At 63.8% G+C, this 25985-nt stretch carries 18 protein-coding genes and 1 pseudogene; 18 read left to right on the plus strand and 1 reads right to left on the minus strand.

Features of this window, described 5'->3' with window-relative positions; translation table 11 throughout:
- The 14 genes and pseudogenes from ACV22Z_RS34435 to ACV22Z_RS34500 form a co-directional block, all read left to right on the plus strand.
- Nucleotides 1–311, plus strand: a pseudogene (locus tag ACV22Z_RS34435) (hypothetical protein); the annotation flags it as partial.
- A 484-nt stretch (nt 312–795) separates the two neighbouring features.
- The gene (locus ACV22Z_RS34440) at nt 796–3096 is read left to right on the plus strand and encodes a type I secretion system permease/ATPase (protein ID WP_448080717.1); all 2301 of its coding nucleotides are present in this window, start codon (nt 796–798) and stop codon (nt 3094–3096) included.
- A gap of 65 nt (nt 3097–3161) precedes the next feature.
- Nucleotides 3162–4340, plus strand: coding sequence for an HlyD family type I secretion periplasmic adaptor subunit (locus ACV22Z_RS34445; protein ID WP_448080718.1), 1179 nt, complete (start codon nt 3162–3164; stop codon nt 4338–4340).
- A 1-nt stretch (nt 4341) separates the two neighbouring features.
- On the plus strand, nt 4342–5817 hold the full coding sequence (locus tag ACV22Z_RS34450; protein ID WP_448080719.1) for a TolC family protein: 1476 nt from the start codon (nt 4342–4344) through the stop codon (nt 5815–5817).
- A gap of 85 nt (nt 5818–5902) precedes the next feature.
- A complete protein-coding gene (locus tag ACV22Z_RS34455) occupies nt 5903–6754 on the plus strand; it encodes a hypothetical protein (protein WP_448080720.1) in 852 nt (283 codons plus the stop codon).
- Between the two features lie 488 nt (nt 6755–7242).
- On the plus strand, nt 7243–8574 hold the full coding sequence (locus ACV22Z_RS34460; RefSeq protein ID WP_448080721.1) for a TolC family outer membrane protein: 1332 nt from the start codon (nt 7243–7245) through the stop codon (nt 8572–8574).
- Between the two features lie 48 nt (nt 8575–8622).
- Nucleotides 8623–9882: an HlyD family secretion protein gene (locus tag ACV22Z_RS34465; RefSeq protein WP_448080722.1), complete on the plus strand. Its 1260-nt coding sequence runs from the start codon at nt 8623–8625 to the stop codon at nt 9880–9882.
- Nucleotides 9883–9956: 74 nt separating this feature from the next.
- Nucleotides 9957–12098 (plus strand): peptidase domain-containing ABC transporter, encoded by a 2142-nt coding sequence (locus tag ACV22Z_RS34470; protein WP_448080723.1) that lies wholly within the window; start codon nt 9957–9959, stop codon nt 12096–12098.
- Between the two features lie 91 nt (nt 12099–12189).
- Nucleotides 12190–12504, plus strand: a complete 315-nt coding sequence (locus ACV22Z_RS34475; RefSeq protein ID WP_448080724.1) for a hypothetical protein — start codon at nt 12190–12192, stop codon at nt 12502–12504.
- A gap of 109 nt (nt 12505–12613) precedes the next feature.
- Nucleotides 12614–12877: a hypothetical protein gene (locus ACV22Z_RS34480; RefSeq protein WP_448080725.1), complete on the plus strand. Its 264-nt coding sequence runs from the start codon at nt 12614–12616 to the stop codon at nt 12875–12877.
- Between the two features lie 162 nt (nt 12878–13039).
- Nucleotides 13040–13582, plus strand: coding sequence for a fimbrial protein (locus ACV22Z_RS34485; RefSeq protein WP_448080726.1), 543 nt, complete (start codon nt 13040–13042; stop codon nt 13580–13582).
- A gap of 181 nt (nt 13583–13763) precedes the next feature.
- Nucleotides 13764–14495: a fimbrial biogenesis chaperone gene (locus tag ACV22Z_RS34490; protein ID WP_448080727.1), complete on the plus strand. Its 732-nt coding sequence runs from the start codon at nt 13764–13766 to the stop codon at nt 14493–14495.
- Nucleotides 14496–14610: 115 nt separating this feature from the next.
- Nucleotides 14611–17280, plus strand: a complete 2670-nt coding sequence (locus ACV22Z_RS34495) for a fimbria/pilus outer membrane usher protein (protein ID WP_448080728.1) — start codon at nt 14611–14613, stop codon at nt 17278–17280.
- Entirely contained in the window at nt 17277–18329 is a 1053-nt protein-coding gene (locus tag ACV22Z_RS34500; RefSeq protein ID WP_448080729.1) for a fimbrial protein, read from the plus strand. Before ACV22Z_RS34495 ends, ACV22Z_RS34500 begins: the two co-directional genes overlap by 4 nt.
- Nucleotides 18330–18344: 15 nt before the next feature.
- Here the strand turns inward: ACV22Z_RS34500 and ACV22Z_RS34505 are convergent, their stop codons facing one another.
- Entirely contained in the window at nt 18345–18989 is a 645-nt protein-coding gene (locus tag ACV22Z_RS34505; protein WP_448080730.1) for a response regulator, read from the minus strand.
- 1144 nt (nt 18990–20133) lie between these two features.
- Between ACV22Z_RS34505 and ACV22Z_RS34510 the strand changes: the two genes are divergently transcribed.
- The 4 genes from ACV22Z_RS34510 (at nt 20134) to ACV22Z_RS34525 (ending at nt 25878) form a co-directional block, all read left to right on the plus strand.
- Nucleotides 20134–21060 carry a fimbrial protein gene (locus ACV22Z_RS34510; RefSeq protein ID WP_448080731.1) on the plus strand — a complete coding sequence of 309 codons (927 nt, stop codon included), beginning with the start codon at nt 20134–20136 and terminating at the stop codon, nt 21058–21060.
- Between the two features lie 646 nt (nt 21061–21706).
- Entirely contained in the window at nt 21707–22255 is a 549-nt protein-coding gene (locus tag ACV22Z_RS34515; RefSeq protein ID WP_448080756.1) for a fimbrial protein, read from the plus strand.
- Nucleotides 22256–22369: 114 nt separating this feature from the next.
- Complete coding sequence (locus ACV22Z_RS34520; RefSeq protein ID WP_448080732.1) at nt 22370–23128, plus strand: fimbrial biogenesis chaperone; 759 nt, start codon at nt 22370–22372, stop codon at nt 23126–23128.
- 164 nt (nt 23129–23292) lie between these two features.
- On the plus strand, nt 23293–25878 hold the full coding sequence (locus ACV22Z_RS34525; RefSeq protein WP_448080733.1) for a fimbria/pilus outer membrane usher protein: 2586 nt from the start codon (nt 23293–23295) through the stop codon (nt 25876–25878).
- The last annotated feature ends 107 nt before the right edge of the window (nt 25879–25985 follow it).

Raw genomic sequence — 25985 nt, forward strand, 5'->3', positions numbered from 1 at the left:
CCAGCAAGCTTTCGTCGATCGAGATCATCGACATCACGGGTACGGGCAACAACACGCTGAAGTTGTCGATGAGCGACGTACTGGAGCTGGGCCACGAAAACCTGTTCCGTGCCGACGGCCATACCCAGTTGATGGTGAATGGCAACTCGGGAGATCGCGTCGAGCTGTCGGGCATGGCCGGTTTCGATGCAGGCCATTGGAGCAATCAGGGAATGGTCGCCGTTAACGGCATGACCTACGTCGTCTATGAGAACGCGGCCCTGAACGTGGAACTGCTGGTGCAGTCGGCCGTTACGACGCAGCTCGTCTGACCCGTCGTCACGATTGCTGTCCCGCAAGACGCGCATTGCGTCGTGCGGGACATCGCGGCATGCCGTGCTGATTCGGCCGCCAAGCCGCCACCGATCTCAGGCGATCTGCTTGCATCGTCGACGCGGCACGCGCGTCGACGCTCAACGTCCGGCACGCATCCCTATGCAGCCGACTTCCATGGATTCGTTCTTGTCCGATGCGGGTCGGACGCGATTCCGTACTTTTCAGATATCTCATTGCGTATCCAGTCCGTAAAGTCAATGTCTTTCGACGACCGGACAAATACTCCGCACTGAATGGTCGGCAGTGTGAAGAATCGTAAAGAAAACGATTCGTCACTGCGGGACCGAGATCGACACGGCTGAAACATCGCCACGGCTTGAACGGCAGCCTCGATCGCGCGCTGTGAGTATTTCCGGCGCCCATGCCAACGCCTGCGGCATTCACTGCGAAGCGTCAGGCGAGCACTTGACGATCTACGACATGAACACCAGAACCCTCAATGACACGATCCGGCAGGACGGCGAAACAGCCTTGCCGGAAACGCTCGGCCGCGACAGCCTGCTGGACGCTGCTTCGTGGCTCTGCGATCACTATGGACAAGGCCGCACGCGCGAAGCGCTCACCGCCGGCCTCGCGATGTCCGCGTTGCTGACGCCGTCGCTCGCGCTCGAACTGCTCGCGCAGGCGGGCTTTTCGGCAAGGCTGGTCGAGCGGAAACTGTCGCTTCTGTCCGACCACCTGATGCCCGTGCTGCTGCTGCGTCGTAACGGCAGCGCATGCGTGTTGCTCGGCAGGCGCATCGAGCAATCCGGCGAGAGCGACACGCGCGTCGTGTACCGGACCGTAATGCCCGAAATGAGGAACGGTCCCGTCGAATGCGGCGAAGACGAGATCGATGACTCGTACTCGGGCTACGTGATCCTCGTCAAGCCGCGCGCGAAAGCCGACGCCCGCGACGGCGAGCCGCTGCCCGAACCGGCCGGCCACTGGCTGCTGCGCACGCTGTGGCGCTACCGCAGCTATTACGCGAGCGCGGCGCTCGGCGCATTCCTGATCAACGTGCTCGGTCTCGCGAGCGTGTTCTTCACGATGAACGTCTACGATCGCGTGGTGCCGAACGAGGCGTACGTCACGCTGTGGTCGCTCGCGATCGGCGTCGCGCTGGCGATGCTGCTGGAAGCCGTATCGCGGCACGTGCGCGCGCACGTGCTCGATACGGCCGGCAAGAAGGCCGATCTCGTGCTCGGCAGCCTGCTGTTCCGTCAGGCGCTGTCGATCCGGATGGAGCAGCGCCCGGCGTCCGCCGGCTCGTTCGCGCACCGGTTGCGCGAGTTCGAATCGGTGCGCGATTTCGCGACGTCGGCGACGCTTTCCGCCGTGTCGGATCTGCCGTTCGTCCTGCTGTTCGTCGCGGTGATCTTCGCGGTGGCGGGCCCGCTCGGCTGGATTCCGTTGATGATGATCCCGCTGATCGTCGGCATCGGCGTGATCGTCCAGTGGCCGCTCGCGCGCGCGATGCGCGAGAACCTGCGCGAAGCGTCGCTGAAGCAGGGCGTGCTGATCGAGTCGATCGAAGGGCTCGAAACGCTGAAATCCGTCGGCGGAGAAGGCGCGATGCGGCATCGCTGGGACACGTTCAGCGCGAAGGCTGCTGCGTCGTCGATGCATTCGCGCCAGCTGTCGAGCGTCGCGACGTGCATCGTGTCGTGGCTGCAGCAGATGCAGACCGTCGCGATCGTAGTTTCGGGCGTTTACCTGATCGGCGCGGGCACGCTCACGCAAGGCGCGCTGATCGGCGCGGTGATGCTCGCCGGCCGCGCGACTGCGCCGCTCGGCCAGGTCATGGGTCTCGCGCTGCGTTTCCAGCAGGCGAAGGCCGCGCTGCGTTCGCTCAACGAGCTGATGGCGATGCCGGTCGATCACGACGCCAAGCGGGAATATCTCGCCCGCCCGACGCTGACGGGCCACGTGAAGCTCGACGACGTGTCGTTTTCCTATCCGGCGACGTCGCTGCAACAATCTCCGCCGGTCGTGCAGGGCATTTCGATCGAAATCCGGCCGGGCGAGCGCATCGCGATACTGGGCCGGGTCGGCAGCGGCAAGTCGACGCTGCTGCGGTTGATCGCGCGCCTCTACCGGCCGACCGCGGGCAAGGTGCTCGCCGACGGCCTCGATGCGGAGCAAATCGCGCCGGCGGACTGGCGGAAGACGTTCGGCCACGTCGGCCAGGACAGCCGCCTGTTCTACGGCTCGTTGCGGGACAACGTAATGCTTGCCCGCCCCGACGCGACGACGGACGAGCTGTTGCGCGTGCTGAAGCTGACAGGGCTCGACGAGCTTGCTGCCCGTCATCCGCTCGGCGTCGGCCTGCCGGTCGGGGAAAACGGCAGCGAGCTGTCGGGCGGCCAGCGGCAGCTCGTCGCGCTCGCGCGCAGTCTGCTCGCCACGCCGCGCGCGTTGCTGCTGGATGAGCCGACCAGCGCGATGGATACGCAGACCGAAACGCTGTTCATCGAGCACTTGCGTCATGCGATGGCCGGTCAGACGCTCGTCGTCGTCACGCATCGCACGTCGCTGCTGTCGCTCGTCGATCGCATCGTGGTCGTCGATCAAGGCAAGATCGCGATGGACGGACCGAAGGCGCAGGTGCTAGCGGCACTGACGGGGCAACCGGCAACTGGCGCGGCGGCTGCCGCGCACGGCGGGCAGGGCGCGTCGATGCGCCCCATTCGGATGACCGAGCGCTCCGCTGCGGTGGCAGCCGAGGAGGTCGGACAATGAGCATCCGATCGAAACTCCGTTGGCGCACCCGCGAACCCAAATTGTCGGCTCAGGACGCGGCGTTCATGGACGATGTGCACGAAGCGCTGCTGGTGCGCTCGTCTGCCGGCGCACAAACCGTGCTGTACGTGGTCGCGGCGGTGCTGGTCGCAGGCATCACATGGGCGCATTTCGCGCGCGTCGAGGAAATCACGCGCGGCGAGGCGACGGTCGTGTCGCAAAGCCGCGAGCAGGCCGTCCAGAGTCTCGAAGGCGGGATTGTCCGGCAAATCGCGGTGCGCGAAGGCGAACTCGTCGAGCAGGCGCAACTGCTGGCCAAGATCGATCCGACCCGTGCGGAATCGAGTTACCGCGAACTGCGATCGAAGGCGCTGGGCCTGGAGGCGACGATCGCGCGCTTGCGTGCGGAGGCGTACGGCGTGCCGCTCGCGTTTCCGGGCGACGTGAAGCGCGATCAGGTGCTCGTTCGTCAGGAGACGAAGGCCTACGAGGCGCGCCGGCGCGTGCTGGACGAAGGGATTGCCGCGCTGTCGCGCAGCCGGGCGCTCGTGTCGCGCGAGCTCGCGATGTCGGAACCGCTGGCGGCGAAGGGCCTGATTTCGGAAGTCGAGATCCTGCGCATGCGGCGGCAGGCCGCCGACCTCGACGCGCAGATCGTCGAGCGGCGGAATCGGTATCGCGCCGATGCTGCCGCGGAACTGACGCGGCTGGAGCCGGAGCTTGCGCAGACGAACGAGTCGCTCGTCGGCCGTGCCGACGTGCTCGCACGCACCGACGTTGTCGCGCCGATGCGCGGCATCGTGAAGAACGTGCGGATCCATACGTCCGGCGCGGTCGTGCAGCCCGGCGAACACATCATGGAGATCGCGCCCGTCGACGACACATTGCTGGTCGAAGCGCGCATCAAGCCGTCGGACGTCGCGTTCCTGCGGCCGGGGCTGCCGGCGCTCGTGAAGATAAGCGCGTACGACTATGCGATCTACGGCGGCCTGCACGGGCGTGTCGTCAGCATCGGGCCCGACACGGTGAAGGACGAGCAGCGCGCGGCGGCGGGGCGGCCCGATGCGACGTATTACCGGCTGATGGTCGAGACGGATTCGAACGCGCTCGACGTCGCGGGCCAGCGCTTGCCGATTCAGCAGGGGATGCAGGCGACGATCGACGTCCGCACCGGCGAGAAGACGGTGCTCGACTATCTGCTGAAGCCGATCTTCAAGGCCCGCGAGGCCTTCCGGGAGCGTTGACATGAGCCGTCTTCGATATTTTGCACATGGCATCGCACGACCGAGACTGCTTGCGCCGCTGGCGGCCGCGATCGCGGCTGCGATGCCGATCGTCGCGTTCGCGGGGCAAGCGGTTGTGGACGGCAATGGCGCCAACGGCATGCCGAAGGTCGTGCATGCGGTGTCGGCTCGCGAACCGGCGCGCATCGCTCCCGATGCGCGGCGAGTACCGGACGTACCGGGTATGCAGGGCGTGCGTGTCGAACGGACTGCACAGCCGCTCGCTACCGAGGCCGACGTGCGGAATTTCCTGTACGTCGCCGCGGAGGCGGCCGTCGACGTCAGCCCGCAGGTGCGAAGGATGTACGCCGAATACCAGGCCGCGCAGTCGGATGTCGATCAGGTCAAGGGGGCACGCTGGCCGCAACTGCAACTGAGCGGCCGCACGCGTTCCGCGCAGTTCGGCCCGAATGCGGGCATCGGCTACGATCCCGGCAACTCGGTCAGCGCGGACCTCACGACGACGCTGTTCGACTGGGGGCGCACCGAGAAGCTGATCGGCAGCCGCCGCGAGCTCGCGAGCGCGAACCAGGAGCGCTATGTCGCGCAAATGGAAGATTCCGCGTACCAGGTGTCGAGCACGCTCGTCGAGCTCGCGAAGCAACGCAACGTCGCGGCGCTGAGCCAGCAGTTCGTCGATCGAATGACGCGTCTCGTGGGCATGCTCGACGAGATCGTCGACGTCGATCGCGGCCGCGGCAGCGAGCTCACGCAGGCGAAGGCGCGGCTGCTGCAGGCGCAGGCGAGCCGCGACGCGGCACTCGCGAAGTACCGCGACGCGGAGCTGAATCTGCGCAAGCTGGTGGGCGAGCTGCCGATGCCGGTTCCGCTGGCGGCGAGCTGGCCGCTGCGACCCGGCAACCTCGAGCGCCTGATGTCGGCACTCGATGAGAGTCCGCGTCTCCAGCAGGCGCGCGCGGAGGCGAGCGCCGCCGATCTCAATCGCGACGCGGTGCGCGCGTCGTCGAAACCGCGTCTCGACTGGGTCGTCAGCACGAACACGGGCCGCGACGCGATCGGACGCAGGATGCCGTGGCAGACGATGCTCACGCTGAGATGGGATGCGTTCACGGGCGGCGCCGCGACGGCGGCGACCGACGCGGCCACGTACCGCGCGCTGGCCGGCTGGCGCCAGGTCGAGCAGGCACGCCTCGATCTCGAATATCAGGTGCGCGGCGCCGACCAGGACGCCCGCGCTTTCGGCGCACGCGCAGACCAGTACCGCGATCTGTCCGCGGAGTCGGACCGCGTGCGCAGCGCGTTTTTCGATCAGTGGTATCACCTCGGGCGACGCTCGCTGCTCGACGTGCTGATCGCCGAGAACGACTACTACAACAATCGCGTCAGCGAAGTCGCGTATCGGTTCGACGGATACGCGGCGACGCTGCGCGGCTACGCGTCGGCGGGCATGCTCGTCCGCTGGCTGCGCGAAGGGTGACGCGCCGTGCTTCGCGCTGGCCGGCTGGCGTGCATCGCCCGGCGACGGCTGCACAGTGGAGAAAGTCATGGATGTTGAATCGATCGTGATCTGGTACGGGCCGCCGGTACGCCTGCCAGCCTCCTATCTGCCGCCTCCGTATGGTTTCCGGCACGGCGGTGTCGACGTGTTCGCGCGGCTGTCGAAGCGCGCCTCGCATCTGGCGGACGGGCCTGTCGCGTGGAGGGCGGTCGAGCCGTGCGGCGCGAAACGAAGGAGGATGCGCGCGGCCGATTTCGGGCACGACAATCTGGCGTGGGCCCGCCCGCGCGTGCGCCGCAGCCGGATCGCATGGGCTGCGGCGGGCGGCGTGGTATTCGGCGCGGCTCTGGTGCTGTGTCTCGGTGTGACGCTGGCTGGAACGGGGGCGTTCTCGGGCCGGACCGCTGGCGTGCGTGCGACGGTTGCACCAGTCGAGCAACGAGGCCGGACTGGGCACCGTGACCCGATTGTATTGCCGGACGCTGCCGCGCAGAACGCGCCCGTCGAACCAGCCGTGCCGCCGCCACCAGCCGCGCACCAGCACGCGCACGAAGCGCACGAAGCGCACGAAGCGCACGACGCGCACGAAGCGCACGACGCGCACGACGCGCACGACGCGCACGACGCGCACGACGCGCGAGCGGACGAACGTCGCGCGGTCCGGACGCGGCCCGTGCGAGCAGTGCCTGCGAGCCCGAAAAAGCGTGCCGAACGCGTTCCGAAGCTGACTGCCGCGCCGGTACGGCCGCAAGCATGCGGCGATGATTGGCCATGTGGCGAGACGCTGCGAGCGATGCGGAGCGAGCTGGCGAACTGGGAAGCCGAACAGGCGAAGCGGTCGCGGCCTGCGCCCCCGCAAGGCGATCAGATCAGTGTGCCCTTGCTTCTCAAAGAACACGTACGGATTACGGAGTGATGGACAGAGAGGCGGCAAGCGCCTGCTGCAGTCAACACTCCGGCACGACATCGCGGCTCGATGAGCAAACAGCCTGCTCATCCGACGTGTTCCGCAGTGCCCATCGTTCGGGACGGTTACGCCATGCGCGCGAACTGCTCGCCGCATGGCCGTGACGCAACGGTAATGAATGATGGGACTGGTCTGAACGGCGGGCCGATTCTTTACCGTCAGTCCCATATCTTTGTCGATGCATGACCATCAAAACGTTCACTTGCTCGTCATGCGTCGCGCAAGTGCTACGACTCATTCTGATCAGGATCGTTATGGAGTTGATGCGGTGGATCATCTATTCGCCGACGGAGCGGACGCAATTCCCTATGACATGTCGGCCCATTTTTGGACGAACGGCGATATTCCGGGGATGGATACTTCAGCATAATCAGCGCCTTTCGGAACATCACGATTTTTCCGGTCCGCAGCGGTCGGATGACCGCGCATTGACGCAGATGATTTTCAAACGCTTCCTCCTGCTGATGGCTGTTCTCGCGTCATTCTGCGCTGCATGGCCCGCGCAGGCCGCAGACCTGCTCGACGCCGTCGACGCCGCTTCGCGTTTCGACGCGGGTATCGCGGCCGCGCGCAACGCCCGGCTTGCAGGGCGGGAAAAGCGCTGGCAGGGTCTTGCGGGGCTGCTGCCGCGCGCGCAGATCGACGGCAACTACACGAAGCAGGACCAGCCGACCGCGTCGTATGCGGCCGCAGTCCGCCGCCACAGTGTATCGGCCAGCATCACGCAACCGATCTTCGACATGTCGAGAATCGCCGACTTCAAGCGTGGCGGGTCGCTCGCCGATCAGGCCGACGTCGAATTCGACAAGGCGCGTCAGACGCTGATCGAAGACGTTTCGGATGCCTATTTCGACGTGCTGTACGGCAACGAGGTGCTGCAGGCCGCCGAATCCGCGCGGCAGGCATTCCAGCGGCAACTGGACCAGGCGCAAGCCGCGCTGCGGATCGGCGATGGCACGCGCACCGACGTCGACGAAGCACGCGCGAACCTCGACGACGCGCTTGCACGCAAGGTCGGCGCGCAGAACGATCTCGAAGTCGCTCGCGGCAAGCTGCATCGGCTCACGGGCCTGTCCGCCGACGATATCGCACCGATCGCCTGGCAGTGCACGCCGCAGGCACCGCCCGTCAATCTCGCGGCTGCGATGGACGAAGCCGCGCGCGAGAACGTCGACGTGCGGATCGCCGAAAAGCAGACCGAGCAGGCGCAGGCCGACGTTGTCGCGGCGACTGGCGCGAACCTGCCGGTCGTCAACCTGCAGGCGAGCTACGGCACGAACTGGAGCCGCGGCGCCAACGAGAACGGGCTGGACGAATTGTTCGGCACGACGTCGAAAACACGCTCGTCGGTGATCGGCGTGACGGTCACGATCCCGCTGTTCGCGGGCGGCGGTCAATTATCGGCGGGGCGCGAAGCATACCGCCGCCGCGCACAGGCACGCGACGCGCTCGAGGATGCGCGCCGCAAGGCGCGCGAGCACGCGCGCACCGCCTATCTCGGTATCACGAACGGCGTTGCGCTGATGCGCGCGCGCGAGCGCGCGCTCGAGTCGGCCGACAGCAAGGTGCGTTCGACGCGCGTCGGCCGCGAGGTCGGGTTGCGCACGCAGATCGACGAACTGAACGCGCAGCAGCGCTATTTCGAGGCGATCCGCGATCTGGCGGAAGCGCGCTATCGCTATCTGCGTTCGCGGCTGCAATTGTCCGCCGCGCTTGGCACGCTCGGCGAAGCCGACGTCGCCGCGATTGCATGCCGCACGGCTGGCTGACCATGCGCCATTTCTCTTTCTCGCATTCGTTTTTCCCGGTGACGGCTCATGACTGATTCGTTGTTCCGTCAGGAGGCGCTCGACGCAACCAAGCACAAGCTGATGGGCACCGTCAGTCTGTACTCGCCGCCGTGGCGCTGGCTGATGATCGCTATCGCGGTGGCTGCGACGCTCGCAATGATCGTGTTCTTCGTGTTCGGCACCTACACGAAGCGCGAGCGCGTCGCCGGCCAGCTTCTGCCTGCAACGGGGTTGATGACCGTGGCACCGCCGCTGACGGGCACCGTGATCGACATGCGTGTGCGCGAAGGGCAGGCCGTCGCCGCTGGCGCCGAGCTGATGGCGATTTCTGCCGAAGTCGCCACCGAGCTTGGTGGGACGCGCGAGATGGTCGCGCAACAACTGAAGCTGCAGCGTGCCCGCCTCGAGACCGATCTCACGAGCCAGCTCCAGTTGAGCGGCGAGGCGAAGCGCGGGCTGCAGGCGCGCGCTTCGGCGCTGAACGATCAGCTTGCGGAAATCGCGTTGCAGAAGACCCAGCGCACGCGCCAGATCGAGCTTGCGCACCGGCAGCTCGACAAACTGCAGGCCATGCGCGAACAAGGCTACGCGTCGAACAGCCAGGTCGAACAGCAGGAAGCCGCGCTGCTCGACGCGCAGGCGCGGCTGCAGGATCTCGCGCGCCAGCGGCTCGACGTCGAGCAGCAGCTCGATCAGATCCGCCAGCAGTTGCGCGAGTTGCCGCTTAGCACGCGCACCCAGCAGAACGACATCGAACGCAAGCTCGCCGATGTCGGCCAGTCGCTCGCCGAGAACGAGGCGCGCCGCGCGGTGATCCTGCGCGCGCCGCAGGCCAGTGTCGTCGCCGCGTTGCTCGCGAAGCCCGGCCAGGTCGTCAACGCTGGCCAGTCGGTCGTGTCGCTGCTGCCGCAAGGCGCGCAGCTCGAGGCGCAACTGATGGTGCCGAGCCGCGCAATCGGCTTCGTGCGGGTCGGCGCGCGCGTCGCGCTGCGCTACGAGGCTTATCCATTCCAGAAATTCGGCCAGCAGTTCGGCCATGTGACCGAGGTGTCGCGCACGGCGCTGTCGCCGCAGGAAGTCGCGAACCTCACGGGGCGCGCCAACGTGCCCGAGCAACTTTATCGGGTGGTCGTCGCGCTCGATCGCCAGGACATCGATGCGTACGGCAAGCGCGAAGCGCTGCGCCCCGGCATGGCGCTCGAGGCCGACGTACTGATCGACAAGCGACGGTTGATCGAGTGGGTGCTCGAACCGCTGTACGCACTTGGCCGCCGGGTGTCGGCATGAGCATGCACCTGCACCTGCACCTGCACCTGCACAAACTGCGCATCGATGACGGAGCCCGCTGAACGATGAAATGGATGGATGCCCTGCAATTCGGCTGGCGCCGCCGCTTGCCTGTGATGCTGCAGACACAGGCAGCCGAGTGCGGGCTTGCGTGCGTCGGCATGGTCGCAAGCTTTTACGGCCACGACCTCGACCTCGTCAGCCTGCGCCGGCGCTTCAGCCCGTCGCTGAAGGGCGCGACGCTGAACGACGTGATGCTGATCGCGTACCGGCTCGGCCTCGCGTCGCGCGCGCTGCGCCTGGAGCTCGACGAGCTCGGCAAGCTGCGCCGCCCGTGCATCCTGCACTGGGACATGAACCACTTCGTCGTGCTGAAGTCGGTGTCGCGCGGCAAGATCACGATTCACGATCCCGCGCGCGGCGTGCGCGACGTGCCGCTCGCCGAGGTGTCCGACCACTTCACGGGCGTCGCACTGGAGCTGATGCCGTCGCCGTCGTTCACGCGTGCGCAAGGCCGCGAATCGATCTCGATGGCGAAGCTCGTCGGCAGCGTCTCGGGCATCCGCGCGGCGTTCGCGCAGGTGATTCTGTTGTCGATCGTGCTCGAGGTGTTCGGCATCGTCACGCCGTTCTACATGCAGTGGGTGATGGATCAGGTGCTCGTGTCGGCCGACGCCGACCTGCTCACCGTGCTCGGCATAGGCTTCCTGCTCGTCGTGCTGTTCCAGAACGCGGTGACGGCATTGCGCTCATGGGTCGTCACGTGGTTCTCGAGCCTGCTCGGCGTGCAATGGACCGCAAACGTCTGCGCGCACCTGTTCCGGCTGCCGATGACGTATTTCGAGCAACGCCACATCGGCGACGTCGTGTCGCGGTTCGGTGCGATCAACACGATCCAGAGCACGCTCACCACGCAGTTCGTCGGCGCGCTGCTGGACGGCGCGATGGCGATCGTCACGCTCGCGATGCTGTTCGTCTACAGCCCGACGCTGACGTGGCTCGTGCTCGGGCTGTTCGCCGCGTACGGTGTCATCCGCTGGATTGCGTATCTGCCGTTCCGGCAGGCGAACGAGGAGCAAATCGTCTATGCGGCGCGCGCGCAGTCGAACCTGCTCGAATCGATTCGCGGCGTGCAGGCGATCAAGCTCGCGAACAAGCAGGAGGCGCGTGTCGCCACCTACGCGAATGCCGTTGTCGAGACCACCAACAAGCACGTCGCGATCGAACGGCTGTCGATCGGCTTCTCGACGCTGCAGGGCACGATCTCCGGCGCGGGCCGCGTCGTGCTCGTGTGGCTGGCCGCGAAGCAGGTGCTCGACGGGCAGTTCTCGGCAGGGATGCTGGTTGCATTCATCAGTTTCGCGGACCAGTTCATGGCGCGCGGTGCCGGGCTGATCGGCACGCTGATCGATTTCCGGATGCTGCGCCTGCACGGCGAGCGTCTCGCCGATATCGTGCTGACCGACGCCGAACCCGACATGGAAGCGAAAGCCGCGTCGCCGGCTGTGGACGGAGAGAACCCGAAGGCGCCCGCGATCGACGTGCGCGGCGTGCGATTCCGCTACGCGGAGACCGAACCGTGGGTGCTCGACGGCTGCTCATTCTCGATCGCGCCCGGTGAATCGGTCGCGCTGGTCGGCCCGTCCGGACAGGGCAAGACCACGATGGCGAAGCTCCTGCTTGGGTTGTTGACACCGGAAGAAGGCAGCGTGCTCGTCGACGGCGTCGACATCCGCAAGCTCGGGTTGCATCGGCATCGCGAGCTGATCGGTTGCGTGATGCAGGACGACATCCTGTTCGCCGGTTCGATCGCGGACAACATCTGCTTCTTCGACCCGCAACCGGACCACGCGCGCATCGAGGAAGCCGCGCGGCTCGCGCAGATCCACGACGACATCGTCGCGATGCCGATGGGCTACCAGAGCCTCGTCGGCGACATGGGCTCGTCGCTGTCGGGCGGCCAGTGCCAGCGCGTGCTGCTCGCGCGCGCGTTCTATCGGAAGCCGTCGATTCTGGTCCTCGACGAGGCGACGAGCCATCTGGACGTCGAGCGCGAGCGGCTGATCAACGATGCCGTTCGGGCGATGAACATCACGCGGATCATCGTCGCGCACCGGCCGGAAACCATTCGAAGCGCGGATCGGGTCATTCGGCTCGCGCAGGGTGGCGCGAGTGAAATGGAGACCGGCGTATTGCCCGACGCACTTCCTGCATAGCCTCACGAGAGGATTCCCCGCCGCGTGGCGGGATGGCCGATGCCGATCCGGCCCAGGACGATCGGCGACACGCAACTCAAGGAGAGCATAGATGCGTGAATTGACCATGATGGAAATCAACGAGGTAAGCGGCGGCAGCTTGGCAAGCCGGTTGGGTGCGGGTTTTCTCGGCGGGATCGCCGGCATCATCTCGGCCACGGCCAAGGGCGCCGTGGTGGGTGGCGCCCAGGGGGGCATAGTTGGGGTCGGCCTCATCAGCGGTGCAGCCGGCATGGTCGTCGGTGCTGTGTACGGCCTCGTCGGCGGTGTCACCTACGGGCTGATCAACGACGCGCCGCAGACGCTCAAGGTCTTCAACACGCTGATGGAAAGCATCTTCGACTGGCTGTCGCCGACGCCGAAGTGATCGAACGTGGTTCGGAGTTGCTAATCCCGGAGTCGATCGGCAACCACAGTGCTGCGCCACGCGCAGTCGGTGGTGCCCGATATGTTTCAACTCGATCAAATGGTGAATCATGCGTGATTTGAACAGTATGGAATGCAGGGCCGTGTCGGGCGGCCTGTCGACCAGTGCCGTGATGGACTGGATCAACAACCTCATCCGACCGAGCAAGCCTTCCGAACCCTGGGTCAATCCGTTCCCGGCCGGCAATGGGCAGACGGGCGCGGTGGAAGCCATCGGAAAATTCGTGACCGTAGTCGGTATTGCGATAGCGGTCGCCGCCATTTCGACTATCTCGACTATCGGATCGCTGGCGTCACGCTCGTTGGGCCGATGAGCTAGGCGCCGCTTCACATCTCATTGCGTCGGAATTTCTGAAAAATGGTGTTCCATGTATTTAGAAATACTGATCGATGAAGTGTTATGCAGGGCAAGGTGGTAGTTGTCAAGAAGCATCTGAGAGATTTAATTTTTCAATCAATAATATTGGAGCAACACAATGATCAAGCATATGACGATTGCCTCGGTGATGGCGTTTGGGGCTGCGGTTTCACCGGTAACGGCGCTGGCATATGACGGCACGGTCACCATCACTGGTTCGCTGAGCGGTGCGACGTGCGACATCAAGGTGAACAACGGCAACAAGGACGGTACGGTCCAGTTGCCGAGCGTGAGCGCCGGCATGCTTTCTTCGAAGGGGGCAGTGGCGGGCACGACGGCCTTCTCGGTCGCGCTCAGCAATTGCGCGAACGCCGGCACGGGGGTTCGCATGTTCTTCGAGGCGGGTCCGAACGTGAACGGTGTCGACGGCACGCTGTTCAACCGCGCGCCGAATAACGCTGCCTCCAACGTTGCGGTGCAACTGCTCGACATGGATCGTCAACCTCTGAAGGCGGGTGACGTCAGCCAGCGGAACGGGCGTCCGGCGCTGATCGCGAACAACGCGGCCACGATGACGTACCACGCGCAGTACTACGCGCAGGACAAGACGACCGCAGGTGCCGTGAGCACTTCGGTGACCTACTCGATCGACTACCTCTAATCACCAGGAGGCCGGGCAGTCGCGATTCGTTCACCGTTCGCGCTGCCCGGCAAACCGATATCGGCCGGCGGGAATGTCATTCCCGTCGTTGCCGTGTCGCAGGAAATGCCGTTCGCGGCATTTCCTCCAGAGCGCCAAACGAACGATGTTTTCAATTCTGCCTCCTTCTCTCCGTCAGGCGATGTGCGCCTTCTTCGCACTCGCGTGTCTGTCGCAGTCGGCTGCGGCGAGCGTCGTCATTGCCGGTACGCGCGTGATCTACCCGGGCGACAAGCGTGAAATTTCCGTCAAGATGGACAACAACGGCGCACGCCCCGTTCTCGTCCAGGCATGGCTTGACGACGGCGACCTGCAGTCGCGGCCGGGTGCGGCCAAAGTGCCATTCGTGCTGATGCCTCCCGTTTTCCGCATGGATCCCGGAAAGGGGCAGACCGTACGGATCGTTTATACGCACGACCCGCTTCCGGAAGATCGCGAATCGGTGTTCTGGCTGAACGTGCTCGAGATTCCACCGAAGGTCGAGGAAACCGAGTCGACTACCGCGTTGCAGCTCGCGTTCCGTTCGAGGATCAAGCTGTTTTTCCGGCCGGCAGGTCTCGAAGCGGACGGCGCGGTTGCTGCGGCGAAGGGGCTGAAATGGTCGCTGGCTGCAACGCCGGATGGCAAAGGCCGTGCGTTGCGCGTGACGAATCCGTCCGCATTCAATGTCACGGTGCTGTCGGCGCGCGCGGCGCACGGCGGCCGTATCCATTCGACGACGGAGAGCGCCATGATCGCTCCCGGACAATCGCATTCGTTTGCGCTCGATTCGCCGGCGCCGGACATCCCGCCCGGTACACGGCTCGACTATTCGACGATCAATGACTTCGGCACGGACGTGAAATGGGATGCAGTGCTCGAAGCCGCGCCGTAATCCCGATGCGTTTCAGGTGCGACGCGACGCGCAACGTGCGGCGATCCCGCATCTTTCTCGCCCGGGCTCGACCCTGAAGGCATCGCAGTCAATTCGAGTCATTGGAGCGAATTCCATGGAATGCGTCCGTCGTGCAATGCCGGCATTGGCAGGCCAACCTGCGCCTGCTCTGCGCCGATCCTATGCGTTCGTGCTGCTTGCCTGTTCGACGATGCCGTTCGCGGCGGCGGCAAGCGAACCGGCATCCACCAGCGAACCGAAGCCGCGCGTCGATGAACAGGGCCCGGCTGTCGAACCGCTAGCGGGTCCCGTCAAGTTCAATCCGGATCTCGTCCAGTCCGGGCAGGGCAACGAAATCGACCTGTCCCGCTACGAAAACGGCAATCCGGTATGGCCGGGCCAGTACCGTGCCGACCTCTACCTGAACGGGACGCTTCTCGGTCGCGACGACGTGACGGTGCGCGAAGTGCGTCGCGACGTCATGCAGGTCTGCATCGGCCGGCGCTTGCTGGAAAAGTTCGGCGCCGATACCGGACGGATACCGCCCGGCATACTCGCGACACTCGACGATCCGGCCGCGTGCGCATCGCTGGAAGACCTGCTGCCGGGCGCATCGATGTCGTTCGATGCGTCCGCCGCGCGGCTCGAGGTCCAGATCCCGCAGGCGCTGCTGCGCCGCACGGCGCGCGGCTACGTCGATCCATCCGCCTGGGACGCCGGCGTGACGGCCGGCTTCGTCAGCTACAACGCAAACCTGTACCGGACCGTCTCGCACGGGCTGGGCACCAGCGCCGCGTATGTCGGCCTGAATTCGGGCGTCAACGTCGGCGGCTGGTATGTCCGTCACGACGGCGCGTTGAACTGGCAGCAGCGCGAAGGCCGGCACTACACCGTCACCAACACCTACGTACAGCGCGACCTGACCTCGCTGACCGCGCAGATCCGGATTGGCGATGCATATACGTCAGGGGCGATGTTCGACACGTTCGCGTTTCGCGGCGTGCAGCTCGCGACCGACGACAGGATGTGGCCCGACTCGCAGCGCGGCTACGCGCCCGTCGTGCGCGGCATCGCGAATACGAACGCCCGCGTGACGGTGCGTCAGAGCGGTGCGGTGATCTACGACACGTCGGTGCCGCCCGGCGCGTTCGTGATCGACGATCTTTATCCGACCGGCTATGGCGGCGATCTCGACGTGACCGTCGTCGAGGCGGACGGCAGCGAGCGCAGGTTCAAGGTGCCCTATGCGTCGGTCGCGGAGTCGCTGCGTCCGGGCAGGAGCCGCTTCAGCGTGATCGCGGGCACCGTGCGAAACATGGATCTGTCGTACACGCCTCGCGTCGTGCAGGCAACCTATGCGCGCGGCGTGAACAATCTGCTGACGCTGTACGGCGGCATCCTGGCGAACGAGCATTATCAGAACCTGCTCGCGGGCGGCGCGTTCAATACGCCGATCGGCGCGATGGCCGTCGACGTGTCCGGCGCGTTCACGTCGTCGAACGGGCAGCGGATGCACGGGACGAGCATGCGCGTCACGCTCAGCAAGACGATCGAGGCAACGAACAGCAACCTGTCGGTGGCCGCCTATCGTTTCTCGTCGTCGGGCTATCTGGATTTCAATAATGCGCTGCACTTCGTCGACAACACGAAGCGCAACCTGACCGGCGCGGCCGCGCTGCCGTCGTGGCGCACCCGCAACCGCGTGTCGGTCACGGCGTCTCAGCGATTCGGCGAACGAGGTGGCCAGGTGTACTTGAGCGGCTACACGCAGAACTACTGGTCGCGTGGCGGCACCGACACGCAGTTCCAGATCGGATACAGCAACCGCTATCGCGCGTTCGACTACAGCCTTTCGGCGAATCGCTCCCGCACGGTCGGGGGTGACCTCGACACGCAGTACATGCTGACCGTGTCGATGCCGCTCGGGCCAAAAGTGCAGGCGCCGCGCCTGACGATCAACGCGACGCGCAGCAGCCAGAACGGCTTCACGTCGATGGCGACTGCGACCGGTGTCGTCGGCGCGCGCAACGAAGGCAGCTATTCGGTGTCTGCTGCTCGCGAAGCGGCTGCGACGTATTCGGGCAACGTGTCCGGCCAGTACCGGACGCCGTACGCGACGGTCCAGGGCGCACTCGGCAAGGGCAGCGGCTACGGATCGGGGTCGCTCGGTCTCGGCGGCGCGATCGTCGCGCATCCGGACGGCGTGACGGCGACGCCTTATGCGGCCGACACCATGGCCGTCGTCGCTGCGCCCGCGGCTGGCGGCGCGGCGGTGACCGGCTATGGCGGCGTCCAGCTGGATCCGCGCGGCTATGCAGTCGTGCCGTATCTGAATCCGTACCGGATCAATCAGATCGAGATCGATCCGCAGGGGCTGCCGACCGACGTGGAACTGCAGATGACGAGCCAGCAGGTCGCGCCGCGTCAGGGCGCTGTCGTGATGCTGCGCTACCCGACCGTGAAGGGGCGCGCGCTGCTGATTCACGCACCCGTGTCGGACGGCTCGGCGCTGCCGTTCGGCGCGCCGGTTTTCGATGCGGAAGGCAACGGCGTCGGGATGGTGTCGCAGGGCGGACAGATCTACGCACGCCTGACTCAAGCGAGCGACACGCTGACAGTGAAGTGGGGCCGCGCCGATGAGTGGAAATGCTCGATCAAAGTGGCGTTGCCGCCGCTCGACGAGCGGGCGAAGCTCACCGGCATCGAGCGGATCGACGCACCGTGCGAATTGGAGAAGTCGCCCGGAAGCGCCGCCGCGCCGGGCACATCGGGCGCGTATAAATGATTGAAGGAAAAGGCATGATGGAATGGCAACAGATGAAATCAAAAGCCCGTGCTCGAACGCAAGGCCGGTTTGCAGCCGTACTGGCGAGAGCGATCGCCGGCGTGTTGCTGGCCGCGATAAGCGGAGGCGTCGCGCACGCAGCACTGGCGACGTGCATCCCCTCATCTTCGGGCGGGCTCGCACGGCTCCCGGAGTCGTTGAAGATATCGTCGGACGCGCCCATCAACTCGGTGCTCTGGCGCCAGACCGGGATCCAGATTTCCGCGACGTGCAAGAAAGTTCTGCCGGTGCCTGGCACGGCTGCGGTCGCGGCGACACTGTATCGATGGATGGACGACCCTAAACTGATTGCCAACGGCCTCGCATTGTTCGTCACCTATAACGGAAATCGAGGGCACGGTCTCGCGTCGTTTCCGATGGCGCAGTCGATCGCGCCGTGGGGCGAGACGACCGTGAAGGCAACAGTGGATCTGGAACTTGTCAAGATCGGGCCGACTCCGTCCGTGCCGACCGATTTTCCGGTTCTGTCCGTATTGAGCGTGCTCATCGGCGGGTCGGACATGGCGTACTCGGACTCGGCGCGTTTCATTACGCTCGGTTTCGACAAAATCTCGTTTCAGCCAACCACATGCACGACGACGACGCCTTCTGTCTACGTCGATCTGGGTGCCAACAAGCTCAGCACGTCGTCGGGCTTGGGTTCTGGAATGGGGTCGACGTCGGCTGCCAAGGGATTTTCTATCGGTTTGCGTTGCGACACCGGCGTTGCGGGCAACTTCGGGGTCAGCCTGATGCTGGACGGCAATTCGGTCGATGCGTCCAACGGCGTGTTGTCGCTCTCCTCGTCAAGCACGGCGAAGGGTGTGGGTATTCAACTGCTCAGAAGCGACAATCTGCCGGTACCGATTGGCACACCCTGGAAAGTGGGTGACCTTGCATCGTCGTCAAGCCTGTCGGTGCCGTTGGCGGCCCGTTACATGCAGACCGGCGCCTCGGCCAGGCCCGGAACCGCCAATGGTTCGGCGACGTTCACCATCATTTACAAGTGAAGCGTCGCCGCATGGTCAAATCAGCCCGCTCTCGTACGCGTATCGAATGAGATCGACGTTGCTCGTCACCTGAAGCTTTTGCATTGCTGACGATTTTTGGGAAGAAACCGTGCTGACCGAGCGGCCCAGTTGGACCGAAATGCTGATCAATGAGCGCCCCAATACATATAGGCGAACGACATCCAGTTCCTTCTGCGTCAGTTTTCCTCCGGCCCCGTATGGGACCATCTGTTCCCGGCCGAGAATTTCCCGGACTGTCGGCGAAAGGTAGTGCGTGCCGCCCGCGGCAAGATGTCGGCACGCACGAAGGACTTCTGCAAAGTCGTCCTCCTTGCTGATCATGCCGGCAACGCCAAGGCGGGATGCCGTGACGAAAACGGCCCGATTCGTTTGTGCCGTGAACAACAGGCACTTCGAATTCGACGCTACACGGCGAAGCTTGCTTAGCAAGGCAATGCCGTCGAGGGACCGGGTACCTTGCCTCATCGTGAAGTCGGTAATCACGAGATCAGTGGGCTTCTCCGTCAACGCATCGATCAATGCAACCCCGTCCTTGCAGACATGCGCGATGCGAAAGGCCGCATCGTAATGAGGAAGACTCATCAATATCTTGAGCACCACGGGATGATCGTCTGCAAGCGCGATGGCAATTTCTGTCATGTGGCCTCGGATGAATGACGAGCTTGCCTATACGGATAGGCAACAACGAATAGAGACGGTGCTTGGCGGGAGATATGCGCCCACATTCCGCAGTAGTCAGGGTCGTCACGACACCAGCTATATCCAATGAGAAATTTGTGCGTAGCGATTCCCCTGCCTGTTTCGCGCTGCCGTGCGGCGTGCGCACGGTCGATGCATGAAATGCGCTAAACAGACTCTGGCGATTGACGAAATATCAGCCGGGCGAGATTGATGCGAGGCCACCGCGGCGCGCACTGCCACGCGATGAGCGCCGCGTGCCGCTCGCAACCTCGAGATTGTTCTGCGTACTGGGCTCGCGCGTGAGTGGATGAGCGTGTCGTCGAGATTCGAGTGATCCGCGTCGAAATGCGGTACAGCGCTGAGCGCGTCTCGAAGGGCGGCGGGGCGCTCGGGCCGCGTTCCACTCAGTATCAAGGCAGCGGCCAACAACGGAGGAACTCGCATCGAGCTCGTCGCATCTATTGCAAGGATGGGAAAACATTTGGCACGAAAGACACGGGCGTTCATTCTTTGCATTTCCAACATATCAATGCAATGTGAGATACCTGTTCGCAACTATGCCTTGATTCGGTCGACAACGGTTATCGAATATACAAATTCCGAACGTGTCAGATATGTATTCTCAACGGTTTAGCACTTGTCCTATTCGGACTTTTTGCCAATGGCTTCCCTCCGCGGAGATTGCCGTGTGTGCGCACCAAAGACACGCGATTTTGGCGGGAACACCCTGGTCCACATTTTCTTCCTGAGATTCGCCTTGGCGGGAAGTGCAGCATTGCCATGCTTTTCGAACGCCCCGCCCCTGAAATAACGATGGTCACTCCGGGTCGCGTGATAAAAAAGCAGCACTGAAACACAAAAGTTACGGACGTGTCAGATATGGAATACATGATGATTCGTACTTGTCCTATTTTTCATCGCGCGTCGTGCACTTAGCATGTGTGCATCTTTCAGATCCCGATATCGTCCGGACGCTTATCCACCGTTTGCCGGAGGTTTTGTTTTGTTAAATATTAAAGTGCTTCGATGTATGGCCGCGACAAGGGTCATATCGTCGGTGGTTTTTCATATGAGATGGCTGTTGTGCGCACGAAAGAGCGGAGTGCGCATTATCGAGACATCTCGATTTGTAATATTGATAAGGTTCGCATTGTTCGCGAGTGCGTTATTGCCGGGTATTTCAAATGCGGAACCTAAGCTGACGGCATTTGGCGGCAGTAGAATTTCCGTTCCGTCAAGCACCGCAGTCGGTACAGTAATTGCGCGTCATTATTTTACTCCCCAAGAGCTTTGTGGCAAGGCGACGTGCGAAGTAACATCGAGTTACTTATACAATAAAGGATCATTTCTCGGCTCGCGATCTGGTCCGGATCTTGAGACAACGGTTGACGGCTTGTCGACGCGTGTACTGTTAGATGGCGTGCCGCTAACGAATACGCTGAAAAAAACAGTTTATAATTCGATCGAGGTTCAACTGTTCCGGGATAGTCGCACTCCAAAAAACGGATCGTTGAATCCTGGGTCATTAAATCGTTACTTCAGCATATCGTATAAAACGAGTATTATTACAACCGATTTTACTTTTATCTCATTTGCGGTAGACGTCAGCTTCATCGACGGAACGTGCTCCGTCCCCAATCAGACCATCAAATTACCGGATGTGTCTCGCACGAGTTTTCGAGGTGTGGGGTCGACAACGGGGGCGACGCCATTTTCAATACCTCTCGTCAATTGCCCGTCCGGATATAATAGGGTCGGATATCTGATTTCACCGATAAATGGCGAAATAAGTGGCATCCCGGGAGCATTGGCGTTGCGGCCTGAGGCCACTGCGCGTGGCGTAGGTGTCAAGTTGACTGATGCAAATTCCCGTGCCCCGATCCCCTTCAACAGATCGATTCAATCGCCGTATAAAGAGGGGGCGCCTCGCATCGACATTCCATTGCTTGCCGAGTATGTTCAAACAGAGGCCAATGTTGAAGGCGGATCGGTATCTGCGGGCGCGTTGATATTGCTTGATTATCAATAATATCCTCTCGCGTTATATCAATTCGTGCAGCTTGAGCGAGGTTCTACGTTTTCCGCATCGAGTTCCGATCGACACGAGTCGATCAGAACTCGATCGGTACCCGGGTATGCAGGACGAATCGCCGGTACTCGGGGCAACCCGCCGCGACGGCTCTCTTCTGCAGGCTCTTTTCGATCGATTTCCTTCAGGTCAACGACGAGCCGCATTCCTTCAGCTAGCGAGCGCCTGGGCCGCTCACCCTTCGATTCCAACTCTCCCTGCCGACGTCCATCGGCCGCATATATCCCGCCGAACTTGCCGCGTTAGCGATAGAACGTTCGTTTCGCTCTTGCCATAACGCGATGTCAAATGGATTCCACCACGATCAACCCGGAGTGGAAGCGATTTTTAAATCATTTAACATTCTTGGCTGTTTCGCTGCCATGCTTCAAAAGCCGCGTGAGCATGATGCGAGTTTCGTACTTGTACGAGGCGATTGTGGCTTCGATTCGTTCGTGTCATATGCCGAAGAGCGCGAAGAAAGGAAATAATAATAACCGAACTGCTCGCACCTCTTCCGGATTGTCAGTGTCGATCGGAGTGGTGTCATTTTTTTAAATCACCCTTTGGAGATTTCCACATGCAAAAACAATTCAGCATCGCACGTATGGTTCAAGCCGCAGCAGCCGTGGCCGCAGTCGCGACGATGGCGCCGGCCATGGCCGCCGACGGAGAAATCGCGTTCACCGGCAAGGTGCTGTCGACTACCTGCACGATCAGCGCAGGCGGCGGCGCGACGGGCAGCAAGAACATGACCGTGAAGCTGCCGTCGGTCTCGGCGAGCGCGCTCGGGGCCGCAGGCGATTCCGCCGGCCGTACGCCGTTCTCGATCGTGCTGAGCGGGTGCTCGGGCGATTCGACGAAAGTGTCGACCGTGTTCGAACCGGGCGACACGGTCGATTCGGGCACCGGCCGCCTGAAGCTCGTATCGGCCGGCACGGGCGACACCGTCGCGGCGAACGTCCAGATCGGCCTGCTGAACGACAAGCAGCAGCCGATCATGGCGGGCTCCCCGGGCGCGAACCAGAACTCGCAGGCCGTCACGATGACGGACGGTGGCGCAACGCTGCAGTACTTCGCCGAGTACCACGCGACCGGCAAGGCAAGCGCCGGCTCCGCGAATACGCGCGTCCAGTACTCGCTGGACTATCAGTAATGCCGGCACTGCCGCCAGGCGTTCGCCGGGCGGTACCCTTTTCCTGGTCAACCTCGTGTCAGGCGGCTTTATCCCGAATGCCCACCTGCACGGCTCACCAAACAGGATGAACATATGAACTGGAGGCTACCGAAGCGAGCGGCCGCGCTTGCGTTGTGCGCGACTATGTGGGCCAGCGCCGCGCATGCCAGCGTGGTGATTACCGGCACACGCGTCATTTTCCCTGGCGACAGCAGCGAAGTCACCGTGCGCCTGACGAACGACGGCAACGCACCCGCGCTCGTGCAGACATGGATCGATACCGGCAACGAAAAGGAAGCGCCCGACCAGATCACGGTGCCGTTCGTGCTGACGCCATCGATGTTCCGTCTCGATCCGGGCAAGGGGCAGTCGCTGCGGCTGATCAAGGCGGAGGAATCGTTGCCGGCCGATCGCGAATCGCTGTACTGGCTCAACGTGCTGGAAGTGCCGCCGAAGGCGACCGACGGCGAAGCCGCGAACAAGATCCAGCTCGCGTTCAGGTCGCGTATCAAAGTGATGTACCGTCCGAACGGGCTGCCCGGCAGCGCCGAGGCCGCGTCGGAACAGCTGAAATGGCAGATCGCGCCGCAGCGCGACGGCCACGGCTATGTGTTGAAGGCGTCCAATCCGACGCCGTATGTCGTGAATCTCGGTGCCGTCAACGTCGACGTCGGCGGCCGAAAGCAGGAACTGAAACCGAATTTCGTGCGGCCCGGCGACGTGACCGAATTTCCGCTGCAGGGCGTCTCGACCGCACCCGCAAGCGCAGTCGTCGAATATGCCCATATCGATGACTGGGGCACGATGAAATCGATGAAGCGCGCGACCGTCGGAGGCGAAGCGAAGCACTGACGTGACGCCAGCCCCGCGAAGCCGGCCGAAGCCGCAACGCGCGATGCCGACCGACAGTCCAGCCGGACCGGAAGCCGCCTCGGGGTAGCAGGCGATACCCACGCGACACCCGCCCGCGCGGACTGTGACATGCATTTCGCATAACGAACCAATAAAAGGCCCGCATGAGCTTTCTTCTCCAGTCCGGCGACAAAATGCGCCGCATGCCGAAGCTGAACCTACTCCATTCGATGGTGCTGTCGGCCGTCGCGGGTTGGTCTGCGCATGCGAACGCCGCGTCGGCCGTGGCGGGGACGGACGTCGGCGCGACGCAAGTGGCGAGCGTCGAGTTCGACAGCGGCTTTCTGCCCGGCAATCGCGGCGGGCACGTCGACCTGTCGCGGTTCGGGAAGGGCAATGCGGTGCTGCCCGGTATGTACAAGGTCGACGTCTACGTGAACGAGAACCTGACGTCCACGATGCAGGTCACATTCCGTGCGTCGGCACACGCGATCGACGCGCAGCCGTGCTTCAACGAAGCGCAGCTGCAGGAGATCGGCGTCGACGTCGATCGGCTCGCGCCCGATGTGTTGTCGCGGCTGCGCGATGAACGTACATGCATGGAATTGGCTGATGCGATTCCCGATGCGCGCGCGTCGTTCGAATTCGGCGAGCAGCAACTGCGCGTCAGCATTCCGCAGACGGCGCTGCGCCGCAATCCGCGCGGCTACGTCGGGCCCGAGCGTTGGGACGGCGGCGTGACGGCCGGCATGCTGAACTACAACGCGAACCTCTACAGCCGGCGCGGCGACGGCGGCCCGACGATGACGCAGGGCTACGTCGGGCTGACGGGCGGCGTCAACATCGGCGCGTGGCATTTCCGTCATGAAGGCTCGTACAGCTGGTCGACGGGCGGCGGCGCGCGCTATCAGGACATCGCGACCTATGTGCGGCGCGATCTCACCGCGCTGAAGTCGCAGCTCACCATCGGCGAATCGTATACGTCGGGCGAACTGTTCGACTCGACGCAGTTCCGCGGCGTGCAGATCGCGTCCGACGACCGGATGCTGCCCGATTCGGTGCGCGGCTTCGCACCCGTCGTGCGCGGCGTCGCGAACAGCAATGCGAAGGTGACGATTCGGCAGAACGGCCTGACGATCTACGAGACGACGGTCGCGCCGGGCGCGTTCGAGATCGACGACCTCTATCCGACCGGCTATGGCGGCGACCTGATCGTGCAGGTGAGCGAAGCCGATGGCGCCGTCCACCAGTTCAGCGTACCGTACGCGGCGGTGCCGATGTCGCTGCGGCCGGGCGTTCACCGCTACAGCTTCGTCGCGGGCACGGTGCACGACACGCAGAGCGACCGCAATCCGCTGTTCATGCAGGGCACGTGGCAGCAGGGCCTGACGAACATGGTGACCGCGTACGGCGGGGCGACCGTCGCGCAAGGCTACCTGTCCGGCATGGTCGGCGCGGCGCTCAACACGGGGTTCGGCGCGTTCGGCTTCGACGTTACGCATGCGAGCACGTCGGTGCCGGGCGTCAAGCGCTTCAACGGCACCAGCGCGCGCTTGAGTTATGCGAAATCGATCGTGCAGACGCAGACCGACGTGTCGCTCGCCACGTACCGTTATTCGACGAGCGGCTTCTTCGGGCTGAACGACGCGATGCTCGTGCGCGAGCGCGTCGCGAACGGCGGAGCCGTCGACTCGGTCTCGCGGCAACGCAGCCGCACGTCGCTGTCCGTGAACCAGGTGCTCGGCGAGCGCGCTGGGCGGCTCGGGCTCAACGTATCCGCGACGAATTACTGGAACCGCGGCGGCACCGATCTCACTTATTCGGCGACGTATTCGAACACGTTCCGGAACATCACCTACGGCGTATCGGTGCTGCGGCAGCAGAACAGCATGGGCCGGAGCGAAACGCAGTACTACGTGAGCGCGACGATCCCGTTCGGCCGCACGTCTCCCGTGACGGCGACGACGAGCTTCTCGCACAGCACGAACGGCCAGAACCAGGCGCTCGCGACGATCTCGGGTTCGGCGGGGCGCGATGACAACATGTCGTACAGCGTCACGGCGAATCGGGCGTCCGGCAACGGCAGTGCGAACAACGACGGCAGCGGCAGCGTCGTCTATCGCGGCGCGTTCGGCGAACTGTCGGCGACGGCTGGCGCGGGCACGGGCTATCAGCAGGGCTCGGTCGGCATTCGCGGCGGGATGGTGGCTCACCGCGGCGGGCTTACGCTGTCGCAACCGCTGTCGGAGACATTCGCGATCGTCAAGGCGGACGACGCGGCCGGCGCGCGCGTGATGAACTCGCCGGGCGCGCGCATTGACGGGCGTGGCTATGCGGTCGTGCCGTACCTGACGCCGTATTCGATGAATTCGATCGAGCTCGATCCGGAAGGGCTGTCCACCGACGTCGAGATGAAGATGACGACGCAGCAGGTCGCGCCGCGAGCAGGCGCTGTGTCGCTGATCGAATTTGCGACGACGTCGGGCAAGTCGGCCGTGATCGACGCGCGGCGCGACGACGGCAGCGCGCTGCCGTTCGGCGCGGGTGTCGTCGATGCGGGGGGCAAGGAAGTCGGCGTGGTCGGGCAGGGCAGCCGGATCTTCGCGCGCGGGCTGGAGGACAACGGCACGCTGACGATACGTTGGAACGACACGTCGTGCTCGATCAAGTACGCGCTGCCCGTCGCGAAAGGCAACGCGGCCACGCGCGGCCTGCGCCGGTTGAATTCGGTTTGCGTCGCGGGCCAGTGAGGGAAGTCAGGCAATAAGGATAGAGCGGCCGGCGACACACATGACGCGCACGGCAAACCTGGCCACTGATAGCGGATCGTGCGGAAACGCGGCGTCACGGTCGGTCG

The organism is Burkholderia sp. PU8-34 (genome assembly GCF_053427725.1).